The 15,141-nt window shown below is 42.1% G+C and carries 18 protein-coding genes; all 18 read right to left on the reverse strand.

Translation table 11 applies throughout. From position 1 onward, the window contains the following. Positions 1-202: 202 nt before the first annotated feature. The 18 genes from AOQ70_RS07895 to AOQ70_RS07980 are packed head-to-tail and all read right to left on the reverse strand — an operon-like array spanning position 203 to position 15,140. Positions 203-1,012: an N-acetylmuramoyl-L-alanine amidase gene (locus AOQ70_RS07895; protein ID WP_059375564.1), complete on the reverse strand. Its 810-nt coding sequence runs from the start codon at positions 1,010-1,012 to the stop codon at positions 203-205. Between the two features lie 46 nt (positions 1,013-1,058). Beyond that, positions 1,059-1,478, reverse strand: a complete 420-nt coding sequence (locus AOQ70_RS07900; RefSeq protein WP_059375568.1) for a phage holin family protein — start codon at positions 1,476-1,478, stop codon at positions 1,059-1,061. A 44-nt stretch (positions 1,479-1,522) separates the two neighbouring features. Further along, entirely contained in the window at positions 1,523-1,702 is a 180-nt protein-coding gene (locus tag AOQ70_RS07905) for an XkdX family protein (protein WP_059375570.1), read from the reverse strand. Beyond that, positions 1,699-1,983, reverse strand: coding sequence for a hypothetical protein (locus tag AOQ70_RS07910; protein ID WP_059375572.1), 285 nt, complete (start codon positions 1,981-1,983; stop codon positions 1,699-1,701). The genes AOQ70_RS07905 and AOQ70_RS07910 overlap by 4 nt, the downstream gene beginning before the upstream one ends. Positions 1,984-1,997: 14 nt before the next feature. Further along, positions 1,998-3,278, reverse strand: coding sequence for a phage baseplate upper protein (locus AOQ70_RS07915; protein ID WP_059375574.1), 1,281 nt, complete (start codon positions 3,276-3,278; stop codon positions 1,998-2,000). 13 nt (positions 3,279-3,291) lie between these two features. Next, on the reverse strand, positions 3,292-5,166 hold the full coding sequence (locus tag AOQ70_RS07920; protein WP_059375576.1) for a right-handed parallel beta-helix repeat-containing protein: 1,875 nt from the start codon (positions 5,164-5,166) through the stop codon (positions 3,292-3,294). A 38-nt stretch (positions 5,167-5,204) separates the two neighbouring features. Continuing rightward, positions 5,205-6,938, reverse strand: coding sequence for a phage tail protein (locus tag AOQ70_RS07925; RefSeq protein ID WP_059375578.1), 1,734 nt, complete (start codon positions 6,936-6,938; stop codon positions 5,205-5,207). A gap of 12 nt (positions 6,939-6,950) precedes the next feature. Continuing rightward, on the reverse strand, positions 6,951-7,784 hold the full coding sequence (locus tag AOQ70_RS07930; protein ID WP_059375579.1) for a phage tail domain-containing protein: 834 nt from the start codon (positions 7,782-7,784) through the stop codon (positions 6,951-6,953). Then, positions 7,785-11,801: a phage tail tape measure protein gene (locus AOQ70_RS07935; protein WP_059375581.1), complete on the reverse strand. Its 4,017-nt coding sequence runs from the start codon at positions 11,799-11,801 to the stop codon at positions 7,785-7,787. Between the two features lie 15 nt (positions 11,802-11,816). Further along, positions 11,817-12,011: a hypothetical protein gene (locus AOQ70_RS07940; protein WP_017367766.1), complete on the reverse strand. Its 195-nt coding sequence runs from the start codon at positions 12,009-12,011 to the stop codon at positions 11,817-11,819. Between the two features lie 2 nt (positions 12,012-12,013). After that, the gene (gene gpG / locus AOQ70_RS07945) at positions 12,014-12,349 is read right to left on the reverse strand and encodes a phage tail assembly chaperone G (RefSeq protein ID WP_059375584.1); all 336 of its coding nucleotides are present in this window, start codon (positions 12,347-12,349) and stop codon (positions 12,014-12,016) included. A 38-nt stretch (positions 12,350-12,387) separates the two neighbouring features. After that, entirely contained in the window at positions 12,388-13,014 is a 627-nt protein-coding gene (locus AOQ70_RS07950; protein WP_059375586.1) for a major tail protein, read from the reverse strand. An 11-nt stretch (positions 13,015-13,025) separates the two neighbouring features. After that, the gene (gp17, locus tag AOQ70_RS07955; RefSeq protein ID WP_059375589.1) at positions 13,026-13,394 is read right to left on the reverse strand and encodes a tail completion protein gp17; all 369 of its coding nucleotides are present in this window, start codon (positions 13,392-13,394) and stop codon (positions 13,026-13,028) included. Continuing rightward, positions 13,391-13,774 carry an HK97-gp10 family putative phage morphogenesis protein gene (locus AOQ70_RS07960; RefSeq protein ID WP_017367770.1) on the reverse strand — a complete coding sequence of 128 codons (384 nt, stop codon included), beginning with the start codon at positions 13,772-13,774 and terminating at the stop codon, positions 13,391-13,393. The genes gp17 and AOQ70_RS07960 overlap by 4 nt, the downstream gene beginning before the upstream one ends. Beyond that, positions 13,767-14,132 (reverse strand): phage head closure protein, encoded by a 366-nt coding sequence (locus tag AOQ70_RS07965; RefSeq protein WP_059375592.1) that lies wholly within the window; start codon positions 14,130-14,132, stop codon positions 13,767-13,769. Before AOQ70_RS07965 ends, AOQ70_RS07960 begins: the two co-directional genes overlap by 8 nt. Then, a complete protein-coding gene (locus AOQ70_RS07970) occupies positions 14,086-14,409 on the reverse strand; it encodes a head-tail connector protein (RefSeq protein WP_059375596.1) in 324 nt (107 codons plus the stop codon). Before AOQ70_RS07970 ends, AOQ70_RS07965 begins: the two co-directional genes overlap by 47 nt. A gap of 14 nt (positions 14,410-14,423) precedes the next feature. Then, on the reverse strand, positions 14,424-14,825 hold the full coding sequence (locus tag AOQ70_RS07975; protein WP_059375599.1) for a collagen-like protein: 402 nt from the start codon (positions 14,823-14,825) through the stop codon (positions 14,424-14,426). A gap of 24 nt (positions 14,826-14,849) precedes the next feature. After that, the gene (locus AOQ70_RS07980; protein WP_231730849.1) at positions 14,850-15,140 is read right to left on the reverse strand and encodes a hypothetical protein; all 291 of its coding nucleotides are present in this window, start codon (positions 15,138-15,140) and stop codon (positions 14,850-14,852) included. Position 15,141: the final 1 nt, after the last annotated feature.

The following is a 15,141-nucleotide window of genomic DNA, read 5'->3' on the forward strand; positions in this document are numbered from 1 at the left end:
TCCAAGCGTACAGGAAATACCCAACGCAGCTACAATGGATAAAGAAATTCTAGATATCCACTTTTTGTTCAAAATCGTACCCTCCCCCTTTGTGAATTCCAAATAAAGCATAACTTGAAATATACAGTAATTTCCATAGTTATAAAGTATGTAATTTACGACAAACAAAAAAAGCCCCTCCGATAAGGAAGGGCTTTTCATTTTACTTTTGTTTTACCTGAACATATTTCGTGGCTGCTGTGATATAAAGACCTGATTTAAGCTTATACATTTTTGCCCCATTTACCGTAACGGTCTTATCAATCGTAAATGCTTCACCCGGCTTTACTTTTTTGTGCTTTGCTGACCAATTTGGCTTATCATAGACCCATAGCCACCCGTCAGCATTCGGCTTCACTACAGCCATTTTAATGCCCTTTTGTGTCGTTTCCTTTTTAGGCTTTGTTTTAGTTGAAGAAGATACCTTTTTTAAACCCACGGCCGCCGCGATACCTGCAGCATGTCCCTCAGCCAAAGCATCTAGGAATGATTCCTGTTTCAACAACGTAGCATCTTTTTCCCGATCAATAAAAAGGTTCTCTGTCAAAATTGCTGGCATTTTTGTTTCTCTTAACACCGCAAGATTTTTAGACTTAGTCCCGCGGTCTCCTGCTTTTTCTTTTATCTTTTTATAAATGGAATCATGTACGATCTTTTGCTGCTTGCCAGTGCTGGATGCTGCTGATAGCTTATCAAAACGAAACGTCTCAAAACCTGTTCCTCCGCCAGCGTTGATGTGGATAGATGCAAAATAATCAGCGCCCCAATTATTTGCTAGTCTTGCTCTTTGGGATAGATCAATATAAACATCAGTTGATCGCGTAAGTTTGACTGCTGCCCCATACACCTTTTCAAGAATCGCTTTAGTTTTCTTAGCGATCTTTAATACAAGATCCTTCTCTTTCAGACCATTTTCTGCTGCGCCCGGATCGTGCCCACCGTGTCCCGGATCAAGCATAATTTTCTTTGTCATGTTCATCTACTCCTTAATTTGTTTTTATATAGAAAAAAGCCGCCGATTACTCAGCAGCTTTCTTTTCCTCTTCTTCTTTCTGACTATCGTTTTCGATCACATGAAGACGGTCTGTAATAGAAGCCGGAATTTTCACGCCGATCTGTGCAAGGTTCTCTACGATAGACAACCCTTCATTGGCGATGTAAAAAAGCACTGTCCCAAAGGTCAGCACTCCATTTAAACCCATGATCTGATCAATGATGTTAGCCACAATCACAACAACGAAGCTGAGCATTTTACGCACGTAACCGAACCATGCAGTTCGGCTGCGTAGCTTGCCGATCTTCCATGCTTTAATGATTCCTGTCAAAACGTCGATGACGCTTAGCAGCAAAAGCAAGTCCAAAAATTTCACTCCGCCAAATAAATAAGTCTTCGCTAAATCCAAAGTTTCAAAGTTAATAAACACTATCGTTTCCTCCATTTCTTTTGTCACCTCCTTTAAGAAGGCAAAATAAAAAGCACCTGTTAAGATGCTGTTGAACCTAAATCCACTGAGACAGCAGGCTTTTCAAACTTCAAACCTGTTATCTCTTCAAACTCTTCTTTTGTAATTACTTTCAACGAAACATATTCCCTCATGATTTCAGGCGTATACACGCCCCAATCCCAAAATACTTTTATGTCGTCCGCCGTTGGATAAATCATGATGCCCCGCCTCTCTGCAGCTGCGTAACTTGCAATGTGAGTAAAGCAGCCTGTTTTTTAAGAGTGGTTATATCATTAGGTAAAGGCGGTTTCGGCTGCAAGCTATCAATGTATTCTTGAGTAGCCGTTTCGCTCCACTCCCTTTTTTCCTCGTTATATTTTGGTAAATACAACCCTTTGGGCAGATCCACATCTGTAGCGTCTTTCGGCATCTCGTCATATTCACTTATTACATCTTCACCTGTATACATAAAATTTTCGTCATAATAATATATGTGCATGTCCCTTCCCTCCTTTACCACAATGGAATTGACTCGTTTATCTCAACTCTCGACACTTTTGAATTATCGTTCGCGTTTAGACCATTGAACTTGAGTGATCCGTCTTTCTCAAGCGTCAAACGTGCCGATCCGTACGATCCAACCGTAGCACCCAAAAATGCAGTTTCTCCTGACGGTTTTTGAGCAAAACGGGCAATCACTGTATCATTTGCCGGAATACCTTCAAAAGAACCACGTATACGTAATTCATTTTGACGTATGGAGAATTGGAGAGGATTTCCCGCAAATTGTTTTACTGTTCCAGCGACTAACGTCACCTGATTCCATGTGCTGCTTAAATCTTTTTCGGTTAGCAATCGGTTCCATCCACTCCATACGTTATTGTTAAGGTAATTTGTATAGATATTGTTGATATAATCTGTTGCATATACCCATCCAAATGTACCCTTTCCATTTGTCGCATCTGTAATGTGGAAGAAACCTCTGAAAGAACGGTTGTTAGGTAAATCTTTTGATTTTGCTATTGCGTAAAAAGAGCCCATCCCTAGACCGTTATCAATCACGGCATCCAAAATACTAACTGATGTGTCTTTAATTGAAATCAACGGCAAGCCCGTATCGGTCGTGATTTTCTTTTGTTGAAAACCCGCCACAAGGTCTTTCATCTTTTTCGCAGCTGTATCTGCTTTATCTTGAGCGCCTGCGGGCGTCTCTGCATATTCATTCGTATATTTTTTAGCTGCCGCAAGTGCTGCATCTACTTTAGACTGCGCGCCTTGTTTTGTTTCGATTTTTTCCAAGTCCTCGAACTTGGCTCTCAGATCATCAATCGTTTGTATAGACTCTTCGTAAAGCTCATTTATCTTGGCTCTTAAAGCCTCAAACTCGTCCACATAATACTCAGTGATCGGTACAATATCTTGATCAATGAGTGACTTTGAAATGTTAAAAGAGAACTGATGCACAGACATAGATTGATCATTTGTATAGTACAAGTTTAATTCAGCTTGTACTAAGCCAAAGTGCTTAACTTCATTGTCTGACAAGATGTATTCAGCTTGACCTTCGACACGATCAATAATTGTTACGTCTCGAATGAATCGGCTGCCGTCAGCCATAACTAATACAAGTTTTCCTGTGACAGCTGCAAGAGGTAACGGCACGCCATCTTTCGTGAGTTTAAATATCAACCGTGCTGTCTGACGGTCCTGCGTCCAAAAATTTATGCTGGTTGATACGCTTGAACTGGTATACGCGTTTACATCAAAATCAAGTGGACCATTTTTGCGAATCATGTTATCACCTCTCTCATGTTACATTTTCAAATGATTTAATAGGATCAACGCTGTTGTCTTTCAAAGAACCTTCTGCGCCGGCTCCTTTAAGTCGATTGCCGAAATGCTGAATCCTTGAACACTTGCTAGTCATATACATCGCGTATCTGCATTTTTTTCCTCGCACTTTGTTGAATCTTGCTGCTGAATCTGTGACTCCATCCATGAAGATAATTCCGTAATACGGGTTTGATGAAGAAGTCCTTTTACCAGCATTCTGAATATCGCTGAAATCAACGTTTATGTCCTCTGAATCTCCTGAAACAGAAATCCCAGAATAGCCAACTTCTCGTAAGGTTGTGTTTGTGACATCAATGTTCTTGCACCCTAATTCTACGCGCACGCCGTTTCCTTCGATGTCTCGTCCGACGTTTAGATCAGCTTTACCATTGCTGCAGCGTGTTAAGAGCACCCCATGATGCTTGATGTCTCTAAATTGATTGTGAGACACCAAAAAGCCATCCACATCCGATAAATGGATAGCATGCTTGACCTTTACGCCATTGATTTTGTTTCCTGAAACTTCAACGTCGTCAATTTTTTGAATCCCTTTACGGCCATATACCTGAATAGCATGACGCTCTTTGATATTGGTAAAAGTGTTATCTTTGACTGAAAGACGCTTTACCTTGTTGACCCTGTTCGTAGGATTGCCGTTTGCGTCTTGCGTGTAGACCGATTCAACTCTTGGGATCATTAGTCTTACACCGGATGCACAATCCTTAAATCTGTTTCGGCTTATTACAACGTCTTCCCATTTGTTCCCTGAAATTGCGTACTCGGTCGTATCTTCAAAATCGTTGTTTTCGATACGAATATCAGAATACCAAAAGCCATCTGTGCTGGTGTGAGAATCTATCCCCCGTGCATATCCTTTTAAGCTTTCGGATCTGCTGAAATAGCAGTCTCGAATAGTAACATGCTTGCTGACAGTTTGGTCATAAGCACCAAAGGCGCCAAAGTTGCCCGCCGATCTCATTAAGTCCAGCTGAATCGCAGCAGAAAACCATCTGTCGCCTTTATAATCAGCGAAACCTTTAAACCAGACATTTTCAACTAAGACGTGCTTATTACCTGCGCAGTCAAAGGCATGACCGCCGCACACATCCTTGATAGTGATGTCCCGTATGATAATGCGCTCAGCATGTGCAAAACCTATGACTGAACATTGTTCTTTGATCTCTCCCCCTGCGCTATCAAACACCCCTTGACCGTCAATCAGTATATTTCCGTGGCCGTCATATTCCTTTGTTTGATCTTCTTTATCCCCATTTACAAGCATTGATCCCACAAAGCCACGTTTAATAACGGCACCAGCTTGTAAGGTTAAATGAGTGTTTTTATATATGCTTGCTGTCTCCATTAGTTTGTATTGTCCAGGAGGAACAACAATGTGCACAGGGTATAATTTTGCAAGACTAAGAGCTGCCTTGAATCCTGCAGTAAAACTTCCGTACTTTTTAATAAACCTTTTTAGATTCAGGGAAACGGCAGCTGCTTCTATTTCTTCTTCAAGTATTTGAAAGTCATAGTCTAATCTGTCTTTTGCTGTGGGATGAATAGATGCATCCCTAGCAACTCGAATGTCTACAACTTCCTTGACATCATTCCCGTCATGATTGAGAACAAGGTTTGTCAATCTAGCCCACATGTTGTCAATCCTGTTGGCAACAGTAAATAGACCATGCATAATTTGACTAGACAAATGAGCTTTTTTACTGTCCTTGTGAGACTGTAATTCAGTAGCGTTTTTATTAAGCTCATTCTCAACCGTTTGCATGTCGCCACGCAATTGGGATTCATAGACTGAGTTTCGGGTCGAGTCATAATCTTTTTTAAGCCGGACCATTTTATTCACTCCTTTCAATTCCAAAAGAAAAAACGCTTCTAATTGAGCGTTCTCATCAATTGATCAATGTATCTTTTTTGCTGCTTAATTTGCCGCGCCTGGCTTACTTGATAGTCCTGGATGTCTTTCCTAAAGTTAGCGAAAGTCATCTTAGGGCTGTCATACGGGTTGAGGGGATTATAAGTGACAGACACTAACCTTACATCGTCCTCAAATGTGATCCCATTTGCTGTATCAGCAATGACATGGATCGTGTCACCTTTCCAAAAATCCTCTTCTATACCCTGCAATGCTGGCTCATAGATATACTGATACTCAGCCTCAACTACCACGTCAGGATACGGGTTTACGTGCTTTTTCAAAGCAGATACCATGTTGCTTGCTTTTTTTACTGTGTCGTCTCTTATCGGCTCTCCCCAGCGCGGCTTACCCTCGATCAAAAATTTGTCCTCATCAGGATGAATGTATAGGATTGGCTCGAATTCGTATTCAGGCTCTTTCTCCTTTTCATCCTCCGTTTTTGTATCGGTTGACTTTGTGTCACTTTTCTTAGCTTTCTTTTCTGCACCGTAACCCCATGCACGCGTTGATGTGTTTTGATCATTAATCTTCATCTTAAATCCTGGCATATTGTATCGGCTGTCGAAAGTGTAATCTGCTACTTTTCCCATCTTTTTATATACGTAGATGACGTAGTTGTTTACATCAAGCTCTATTTCATAGTCATCTACAATCTGATCCATTAATTCAATCCTATTCTTTTCGCCGAAGCCATCTTGATCAACGGTATCAAATGCAGATTCTTTTTCTTTCAGGACATATTGAAAAGGTGTGTCAGCAAGTGCAATGTCTAGGGCTTCTTTGATGTTCAGTTTCTTTGACGTTTTTTCCTCGACTCTGCTATTTACAAGAAGGACAGTATAGACATGATTGGCCGTTACCTTCTTCTGCAGCACGTTTTTCCTGCTCTGATCAAGCTCAATGTCTGTAATGTAATACTTTTGATGATTGTATACTTTCTCGTCTAAATACAGTATGTTCCCTGGAACAAGTAAATCAAATTCAGTTCCGTTATCCTCAGTCCGCAATAGGGTAAAGGTGAAACTCTTCTTACCTGTTGTATCGTCTTGAAGCTCCAACACAGCGCCGACGATTTCGACTAGATCTTTACCGTCTTTGGTTGAGACGTGCAGCTGCCTAAAATCAATGTCAGTTGGCAGCCCGTCATTTAATTCTACATCCTTGCCCTGGTATTCTTTGCTTGGATATGTCGGTTTAGTTGGTGTTTCAGGTTCACTCGGTTCATCCGGCGCATCATCAAAGGTGTCGTATTGAGTAAGTTTGTAAGTAAAAATGATGCTGTTTAATTTTGTTGCATAGTTGATATCCGTGGCGTACCCAGCTTTTGAAACTGCTTCAGTAGCCTTTTTATAATCTTTTTCACCTACCACATCTTTATATCGACTCAAACGGGTGTACAGGCTTCCAAGATCTGCTAAGCTCTCTGCGTATGATGGATACTTTCTAAACTTAGCTTGTATCCTGGTGACGTTTCCCTTTTTGTCTTGTTCGCTTGTCCACATGAGAACATATTTACCGTTATATGTCCCTTTAATTCCAAACAAATTATTTGCTTGTTTAGAAAGTCCGCTGGATCCGAAACCACTTTCTAAGCACCCTTGGGCAATGACTAGGCTTGCAAGGACATTATATTTTTTATAGACTTTCTGCGCCCCTGGTGCTAGTTTTTTTATAAAATCCGCAGCAGCCATGACATCCTCCTTTTACGGAAAATAAAATCTTGTATCGAATACAATTTCAAAATCACTTGTATTCTGTATCTCAAACTCATTCATGCCTTTATCTAAGGACGGTATCCTTCCCGATGTTTTCAATCTTTTATTGCCGACAACGGTATACTGTTTCAAGTTTCTGACTTGCTGGGACTTTTTCAGATCGGCCTCTATTTTCAACCTTTCGTTATTCGTGTGATTGATGATAGTCACGTTTTTTCCCTTTGCGTTTAGCAGCACATTATAATCATGCTGCAACGGGCTAATAGGCACACCTGGATTGAATACGCTGAATCTTTTTTTGTTTTTAAATCGGTACTGCAGATCGTCACGTCTTTGAATGTTCATTCCTGAAAACCATCTTTCATTAGAAAAGTTCTGCGCGCTTAAAGACGTGCCCTTTGACTCTGCCAGCCCTGTGATATTGTTAAAATCCACTTGGAAGGATACCTGGTTTTTTTGCTTGTCTTTAGGGATCGTAAACCCTCCGTCACACGTAACCGCAAAACGCCTCCCAGGAAGCAGATCACATGAGATGTAATACCAGAAGGGCTGAACAACGAGATCATAGAACTCATGCCTGTACTGATAAAAGTTTGCCGCGATTTTAGCATCAAGTAATATCTCAACCTTGATAGACCTTTCTTTGTACACTATGTCGCGCGGGTGCTGCGTCGGTACAAGTCCGTTAAACCTGGTTAACTGTACAAGCTCCCTTTCAGTGCTTGGCGCATCAGGTGCAAAGCTAAGCAACTTAAAATAGGGCAGTAACCCCGACAAAGGTTGCTCCCCCATTCCATCTCTGAAATCAAAATACAGATCCATTTATCTTTTCAGCCCTCCTTTATAGGCATTCTGCTCATATTTTTGAGCGCTCTTTTTGTCTAGAATAGATGTATCCCCTTGATTAAAAACGATGTCTGCTAAATGCTCACCGCCAATAATGACAGGCGCAGGATGGATTCTGATTGTTTGTCCCGCAGCACTTAAGCTCTCATTGTTCGTTTGTAGATTATTTGATAGAAGACTAATAAGCGCATCTAGCTTTTGGTTTAATACAGGCGTATCAATCTCATTTCTCACAGTCAGTTCAGCGCGCATTGTATTTATTTCATCTGCTGCCCCCTGGATGTTAAACGCCATTCTATTAATTTCAGATTTAAAGGACGTCATAGCACCTTGCGCCATAGCTGCAGTGCTCTTTTTCACGTCCTGCGCTTTTTCTCCAAGCCCAATGATAAACCCATCGCCAAAGTTCACACCTTCTGCAATGGTCTTCTTTGCAGGTGATTTTGATTGTATGGAATCTTTCAGCGAACGTATTGCAACTTTACCGATGGCCCATGCAGCTTTCCATATCGTACCGCCTGTGCCTCCCATGCTACGAATACCGTTAGCAAAGCCTTTAGAAAAATCAGCACCTGTGCCAGTTGTTTTCACACTTGATAAACCTTGTTTTCCCGATTGTGCTACGGTGCTACCTGAATTACTAGCGTTTCCGGCTTGGCTACGGATTCCCGATGCAAATTGAACGCCTGCTTTTTGTCCGCCTCCGCCATCGGTTGTTTTGGCAAGCTGGGCTGTTGCTGACGCACTAACGGAAGATGCTGCAGACGTATTGGCACCTTTTGTGCTTGTTATTCCCGCACTATGACTTTTCCCTTTTGTCACTCCTGCTTGAGTAGCTTGAGTGGTATTTTTGTTTAGGTTTGATAACGCTGTTTGGTTTACGCTGCTTGCTGCAGTGCTTGTGCTGCCTTTTGTTGAGCTTATACCTGCGCTAAATGATTGGCCTTTTTGTGAGCCGAATGTTTTAGCTCCTGCATTGCCTTCACTTAGCTTTTGCCTAAGTGCTTGCTGCAGAACTGTACCACTGTTAGATACGTTAATTTTTGACGAACTGATTCCATCGCTAAATGATTGACCTTTTTCTTTCCCTGCAATTCTAGGAATGCCGTTTTCCTCTCGCAGTTTTTGATCCAGTGTTTGTTTAAGGATCGAACCACTTGCTAACGTGTTAGGCGTGGCAGCTGTTAAGCCGTCCGCAAATTCATCGCCCATTTTCTTTCCTGATTCACGGGCAGATGTTGCACGGTTGAATTCATTTTCAGCATTTATGATTGCTTCGTTTGCTTTGCTCGCCGATTCTTCTGCAGAAAAGCCTAGACCCTCGTTAAACTCAATGAGAGCTTGTTTCGTTTTTTCTAAGGCTTCTTCTTTGCTGTCTCCCAGCTTTTGCAAGAAAGCAACCTGTTTTTCGGCCCAGCGTGCTTGGTATTTTGCATCGCTCTCTTCCATTTCAATGAAGATCCCCATCGAATTACTGGAATACTCTTTTTGTTTTTCCAGGGCTTTTCCCGTTTCCAAGTCCAGCAACTTACCATCTTGCGACATCTGATCAAACAAAGCTTTGGAACTGTTTTTGTAAGCCTCTAGGTTTTCAGCAAGAGCTTTTTGATAATCAGCATTACTTTTAGCTTTTAGTGCTTTGTGCTGCGCTGCTGATATCGCTTCTTTTGCAAGGGCCTCGTCTAAAACTTTATTTCTGTAGTCGCGATCTTCTTTAGCCGCCTTCTGTCCCTCTTTATAAATGCCGCTGATTTGATCGTTGTAGCTTTTAGCATTTTTGAAAGAGAGTTTATTTTGACTTTCAGAAACCCTCTGCTGCATAGCAATAGCGTCTTTTTGATTGGCAGCAAATTTACTCGTCGACTGCTGGAAAAATGAAATGATATCTTCAAAAGCTTTCTTTTGTGACGCATTCATTTTAGAGGTGATTAAACCCGTTTCATCTTTCAGCTGTTCTAATTTACGCATCTTCTCGCGGACTTTTTGAACGTCTTTGTCAATGTCTCCAACTAATTGATCAGACCAATCTTCTCCGATTTTCTTCGTCTCTTTCTCCTGGTCTTCAAATAATCCTTTGAGAACTGCAATTGCATCAGTCTTAAATCCTTCTAACTCCTTAATAAGAGATGTGGACATTTTTTGATAAGTAGACAATAGATTGCTTGCCATCTTCTCGGCTTCTTTTCCTGAAACCTGTGTCAGTTGGAACAATTGCGACGTAGCTTTTTCGCGTAGATTCACATATGAACCGGCTGCCTTTTGTGTTGCTTTAGAAACGCCCTCACCATATAGAAGAGCCGATTCTTTTGCTTCTTCTTGGCGTTTCTTTTGATTTTTCAGCTGCTCATTGTAAGCATACGTCGCAACGGCAATGCCTCCTAGTAAAGCCGTTCCACCAACTATGGCAAGCCCCACCGGACCCGTAAATGCTAAGAGCGCACCGATACCCATCGTCAGCGTTGCAACTGCTGTTGTGGCGCCTAAAACACCCGTAGCAAACAACGCAGTTTTAGCAACCGTTTGAGCTGTGGCAGAATCCATTTTGTTAAACATGGAAACGATGTCTGCTCCTTTTTCAGCTAGGTTACCAAGCGCAGGAAGTAGACTTTCAGTAAGCTTAATCTTTGCCCCTTCAACTGCAGACTGGAAAGCAATGATACTGCCCCGCGCATTATCAAGCATTGTGTCAGCCATTTTTTTAGCTGCACCGTCTGATTCTTTTAGTGCTTTAGTGTTTTCTTTCAATGCCTTGCTGCCTTTTTGTAAGAGAACGGCCCAATGTTTGTATGATTCAGCTCCGACAATGGTTTTTAAGGTTGCGGCTTGCTGCTCCTTCGTCATGCCCTTCATACCCTTTTCCATCTCGGCAACAACTTCCGGCATGCTCTTCATATCTCCGGCAGCATCAAAAAATGAAAATCCTAACTTATCAATTACCTTCTGCGCCTTTCTAGCTGGTGTTGCCAGCCTGATCAAAGACGTACCAAACGCTTGTCCTGCGATTGAACCTTGCAAACCTGCATCACCAAACGCCATGACTGCGGCCGCTGATTCTTCGAGTCCCCAGCCTAATGAATTGGCGTTAGGTGCGAGGAACTTCATGGCCTCTCCCATCTGCTCCACGTTCGTGTTAGCATTAGCCGCTCCATATGCGATTACGTCCGATGCGTGCCCTGCTTCCGATGCTTTCATAGCAAATGCCTGCATCATGTTAGATGAGATGTCGGCGGCGGCAGCTAAATCTAGTTGACCTGCAGCTGCTAAATTCAGCATACCTGGCATGGCTGCGTAAATATCATTTGCTTTAAATCCGGCCATCGCCAGGAAGCTTTGTGCATCTGCGGCTTGGCTGGCGGTGAAAACAGTTGTTGCCCCCAACTCTTTAGCCTGGTTTTTCAGCTTTTCGACTTCTGCAGCTGTTCCCCCTGAAATAGCTTTTACTTTGCTCATTTGTGATTCAAATGACATACCAACTTCTACGGCGTCTTTCAGTGGGAGGGCCAAGCCAGCAAAAGCAACTCCTGAAGTCATCGCTACCGAAGCACCCGTACTTCTCATTTTGTTGCCAACTGTATTCATTCTTTGGCCCATCTTATAAAGTGATGAGGATGTTCTTTTTATCTCAGCTTCCATCCTCTGAATTTTGTTGGTCGTTTGTGTTAACGCATTTTGCGTCTTATTCATTTCAGCTGTTGCATAGTTCAACCGACGGGCCAGGGTTTGCGTTGATTCCGCATCCTTTCCCTTCTTGATGGCTGAATCTGCATAAGCTCTTTCAAGTGCTTTGACCTTCATTTTATGCTGGTCTAATTGCTGTGAAAGGGTTCTGACTTTCGCCTGCGACGTTTTCAATTCATTGCCCCACACACCAACGGCAGTCCTATTTTTCTCAAACTCGGACTTTATGTTTTTCATTTGAACTGCAATTGCTTTCATTTCCCCGTTAAATTGGGACGAATTAGAATACAGCTTTACTTTAATGTCTTTGCTCAATCCCTCACCACCTTTTTACAGTCCAGGTATCTGATCAATGTATAAAGGCTTATCCGATGCTGCAGCGTTTTTACTTGGCTTTTCCTTGCTCGCTTCTTTGCGCCGCGCGAGTCGCTTCAAGTGATAGACAATGTCCATTTCGTCTATCTGATTTTGAGTAAAGCCAATGTCCTCTAATGCGTTATACATATCAAGGACAGCATCGGACAAACTTACTCCCCCGGCTCTGCTTCCTCTGCGGTTTCTGGATTCAGGATCTTGCTCGCTTCAACGATATTTCCGATGACATAGTTTGCAGTTGCGTAGATTGTTCTATATAAAAGTCTTGAATCAATGCCTTTTTCAAATTCTTCTGCAGTGAATTTGTTTCCGAACACTTCACAGATAAACTCTGATTGTTTACTTGTATAAATCCTTTCAGGATCATTCGATTCAAGGTCTTCTGTTATTTCTGCCGCAGTCCTAAATAAAACACCCGTGATAAAGTTAGGTGTGGAAAATTTCTTTTTCTTACCGTTTAAATGCAAGGTGATTGTCAATGCTTCCATGCTATTGCCTCCCGATTACAAAATAAAAAAGAGCGTTATTAAACGCCCTTTCCGATGTCTACTGAACTTGTGGAATCCTCTGTATCTTTTCCCGTTGAAAACGACGCACCGTCATATACAACTTGTTTAAACCATTCATTCGGGTCAAAACCTTCACCAAACTCAGCTTGAGCCTTCCAACGATTTTTCCCCTTCTTATTTTGTAAAGTCATGAAACCTGCTTTAAATTTTGGTGTTTCAGGTTCGGCTTTCCCTTCGGTAGTTTTGTGTTCATTACCCAGCAATTCAGGAAGACCCTTCAAGAACCAATAATATCTGTGCCCGCCTGTAGATGTTTTCGCTCTAAACCCGAAAGCCAAGAAAACCGCCTTATCATCAGAGCTGGCAAAAGAAATCCCATTCTCGACCTTGTGACCGTAAATTTTGTTCTGCACCTCAATTGGCAGATCTGCTATTTCGGCCTCTAAATCAATATCGCCCATGTTGTTAAATGAATCAAAGACGCCGTTATCAGCCCAAAATTTAGACTGCTCTGATTTTGGATCGACTTTAACGTTTACGGCTCCTGGCAGTCTTTCAGGCTTTGCATATTCAAGTCCTTTATCGTCGTCTTGAATCAGCTCAGCATAATGAAACATGTCTAAACCGAAGATCGTTTTCCCCATCTGTTTTCCTCCTAGAAAAATGTTTTAACGTACCTCATGCCCTTGTGAAAGATTTTTGTATCTGTTTCGTAAAGATCCACTGAATCGTACCTGCCATATCCTAAATCTTTCATCAGTTTGTCTATCAGTTTTGCTATTTCTGTTTCATGCGTTCGCGTGTCTGCTTTTGAAAATATACTTAGCTGAAAACGAACTTCACTAGCAGCTGCTTGGTTGTCTCTGTATTCCTGGTCCCTGTCTGTAATCTCTGAAAATACAACCCTGGGGAATGCGGCCACATCATCGGCCACAAGATTATGAAAACCTCCTGTGACAAGCTGCTTTAACTCTTTGTTTTTTATTAACGCTGCACTCAATTCTTTTTTCGCATCAAAGCTCATTTAATTGGCGCCGTGATAATTCTTTCCATGATCTTCACAGCTTGCCCCTCCCCTTCAATTGCGCTTTTTTCAATAAATGGATGCGGCGGCATTTTAGACGTGCCCCACTCTAAAAATCGCCCTCTGTAAGCGACTTTTCTATTCGGACCAACCGAAACAAACAGTTCACCGTCTTTGGATTCTCTTGCAGCTGAAACGGTGATGTTATCGACCATGTGAGGCTGATTTTTTGAACTCTTATTCACGTTACGTTTTTGGTGCTCTGCTATTACCTCGCCCCCAGCTTTAAGGGCAATTTTTTCGGCTTTTTCTACATCGTCACCGATTTTATTGAAATATCTCGTTAAATCTTCGAATCCTTCAATATCCATATCAGCCATTTATGCCGACCTCATTACATGTGACTTCAAGCTGCTTCTTTTTATTATCAACGTCGTTAAAATCCATTACTTCGAAAGTGCGGTATATTGGCTCTCCTGCCTCGTCTGTTCCCGTTTGATGAAGGATTCGCATGTCTTGTTTAACGTCTTCTCGGTATCTTATTGTAATTTTCTTCGGTGACTTAACACCTAGCGCACCTGCAACAAGCGTGTCTGATTTTGAGCCAGAAAATCCTTCAATTGAACCCCATGTCACAAAAGCACTTTCGTAGGATTCATTCCATTTCAGCTCATCATCCTGTACCCTTTTCTTAACTTGAAAAGTTAATCGACGATTCAACTCGCTTATCTTCTTCATCCTCTTCTACCCCCACATAGCGAAGTTGAGTTAGTTGATCCCGAATAGTAAAAGGGATGGATGAGCCGGAAACGCCTGACTCATACACCCCTCGATTTTCGTACCAATGAGCAACAAGCATGCCTGTTACAAGTGCAAACTGCTCGTTTCCTTCAACATATCGCCCTATTCCATTTTTGATATATCCCTTTGCTGTAGCAATTAAGGTTTTAAGCAAGGCGTCATCTTGATCGGTATCAATTTTTAAATATTCATCTTTCAGCATTTTTAAATCCATAGAAGTCCGCCTACTTATTCAGTATTTTCTTTACCCTCAAGCTCATTGACTCTCGTCTGTAACTCGGTGATCATGTCTTTTACTGCAGAATTAAGATTCTCCCACATAACACTGCCAGTGCCTATGGTACGAGAGTTAACAGATTTATCTGCTAAATGGTCGTTTTTAATAGACCCCGTTTCAATTATTGCAGGATCTCCTTTGTCACCTTTTGGGCCTTGCTCTCCTGGATCGCCTTTTTCTCCTTTCGGACCTTGAGGGCCTTGTTCACCAGGATCTCCCTTTAATCCCTTCACATAAAGAGGATTTTCTTCGCTGTTGTCTTTCACCGTAACTGCCGTGATAGGTTTACCATCAGGGCCCGCCTCTGCAGACGTGAATACTCCATTACTTTCGTTTAGGTAATCTTTAGCCATGTTTAATCCATTCCTTTCCAATGTTTATTCTTTGCTCAGTTTGCTTTTCAGCTCTTTTATTTCGTCTTCCATTCCCTTGAGTCTAGTTTCAATAGACGAATTAAGATGCTCCGGCATGACGCTTCCCGTCCCGATGTTTACCGAACGAACCGCTTTTTCGGCCAGCATTTCATGTGTCACGCTTCCTGGTGCAGCTGATCCGCCGCCTCCTACACTCACTTCCTCGCCGTCTTTGACCATCTTTCCTCCTGCAAACTCTAATACACCACCAATGACAGTTCTATCCCCGCCATCAGTGGTGTAATTTTTCGTCACT

This window comes from Bacillus sp. AM 13(2015) (assembly GCF_001518755.1).
GTDB lineage: Bacteria > Bacillota > Bacilli > Bacillales > Bacillaceae > Bacillus > Bacillus safensis.

Excerpts from the sequence above, each read along its gene's own strand:
- AOQ70_RS07895 (WP_059375564.1), bottom strand. The coding sequence starts at position 1,012 with ATGACAAAGAAAATTATGCTTGATCCGGGACACGGTGGGCACGATCCG.
- AOQ70_RS07900 (WP_059375568.1), bottom strand. The coding sequence starts at position 1,478 with ATGGAGGAAACGATAGTGTTTATTAACTTTGAAACTTTGGATTTAGCG.
- AOQ70_RS07905 (WP_059375570.1), bottom strand. The coding sequence starts at position 1,702 with ATGATTTATCCAACGGCGGACGACATAAAAGTATTTTGGGATTGGGGC.
- AOQ70_RS07910 (WP_059375572.1), bottom strand. The coding sequence starts at position 1,983 with ATGCACATATATTATTATGACGAAAATTTTATGTATACAGGTGAAGAT.
- AOQ70_RS07915 (WP_059375574.1), bottom strand. The coding sequence starts at position 3,278 with ATGATTCGCAAAAATGGTCCACTTGATTTTGATGTAAACGCGTATACC.
- AOQ70_RS07920 (WP_059375576.1), bottom strand. The coding sequence starts at position 5,166 with ATGGTCCGGCTTAAAAAAGATTATGACTCGACCCGAAACTCAGTCTAT.
- AOQ70_RS07925 (WP_059375578.1), bottom strand. The coding sequence starts at position 6,938 with ATGGCTGCTGCGGATTTTATAAAAAAACTAGCACCAGGGGCGCAGAAA.
- AOQ70_RS07930 (WP_059375579.1), bottom strand. The coding sequence starts at position 7,784 with ATGGATCTGTATTTTGATTTCAGAGATGGAATGGGGGAGCAACCTTTG.
- gpG (WP_059375584.1), bottom strand. The coding sequence starts at position 12,349 with ATGGAAGCATTGACAATCACCTTGCATTTAAACGGTAAGAAAAAGAAA.
- AOQ70_RS07950 (WP_059375586.1), bottom strand. The coding sequence starts at position 13,014 with ATGGGGAAAACGATCTTCGGTTTAGACATGTTTCATTATGCTGAGCTG.
- gp17 (WP_059375589.1), bottom strand. The coding sequence starts at position 13,394 with ATGAGCTTTGATGCGAAAAAAGAATTGAGTGCAGCGTTAATAAAAAAC.
- AOQ70_RS07960 (WP_017367770.1), bottom strand. The coding sequence starts at position 13,774 with ATGGCTGATATGGATATTGAAGGATTCGAAGATTTAACGAGATATTTC.
- AOQ70_RS07965 (WP_059375592.1), bottom strand. The coding sequence starts at position 14,132 with ATGAAGAAGATAAGCGAGTTGAATCGTCGATTAACTTTTCAAGTTAAG.
- AOQ70_RS07970 (WP_059375596.1), bottom strand. The coding sequence starts at position 14,409 with ATGGATTTAAAAATGCTGAAAGATGAATATTTAAAAATTGATACCGAT.
- AOQ70_RS07975 (WP_059375599.1), bottom strand. The coding sequence starts at position 14,825 with ATGGCTAAAGATTACCTAAACGAAAGTAATGGAGTATTCACGTCTGCA.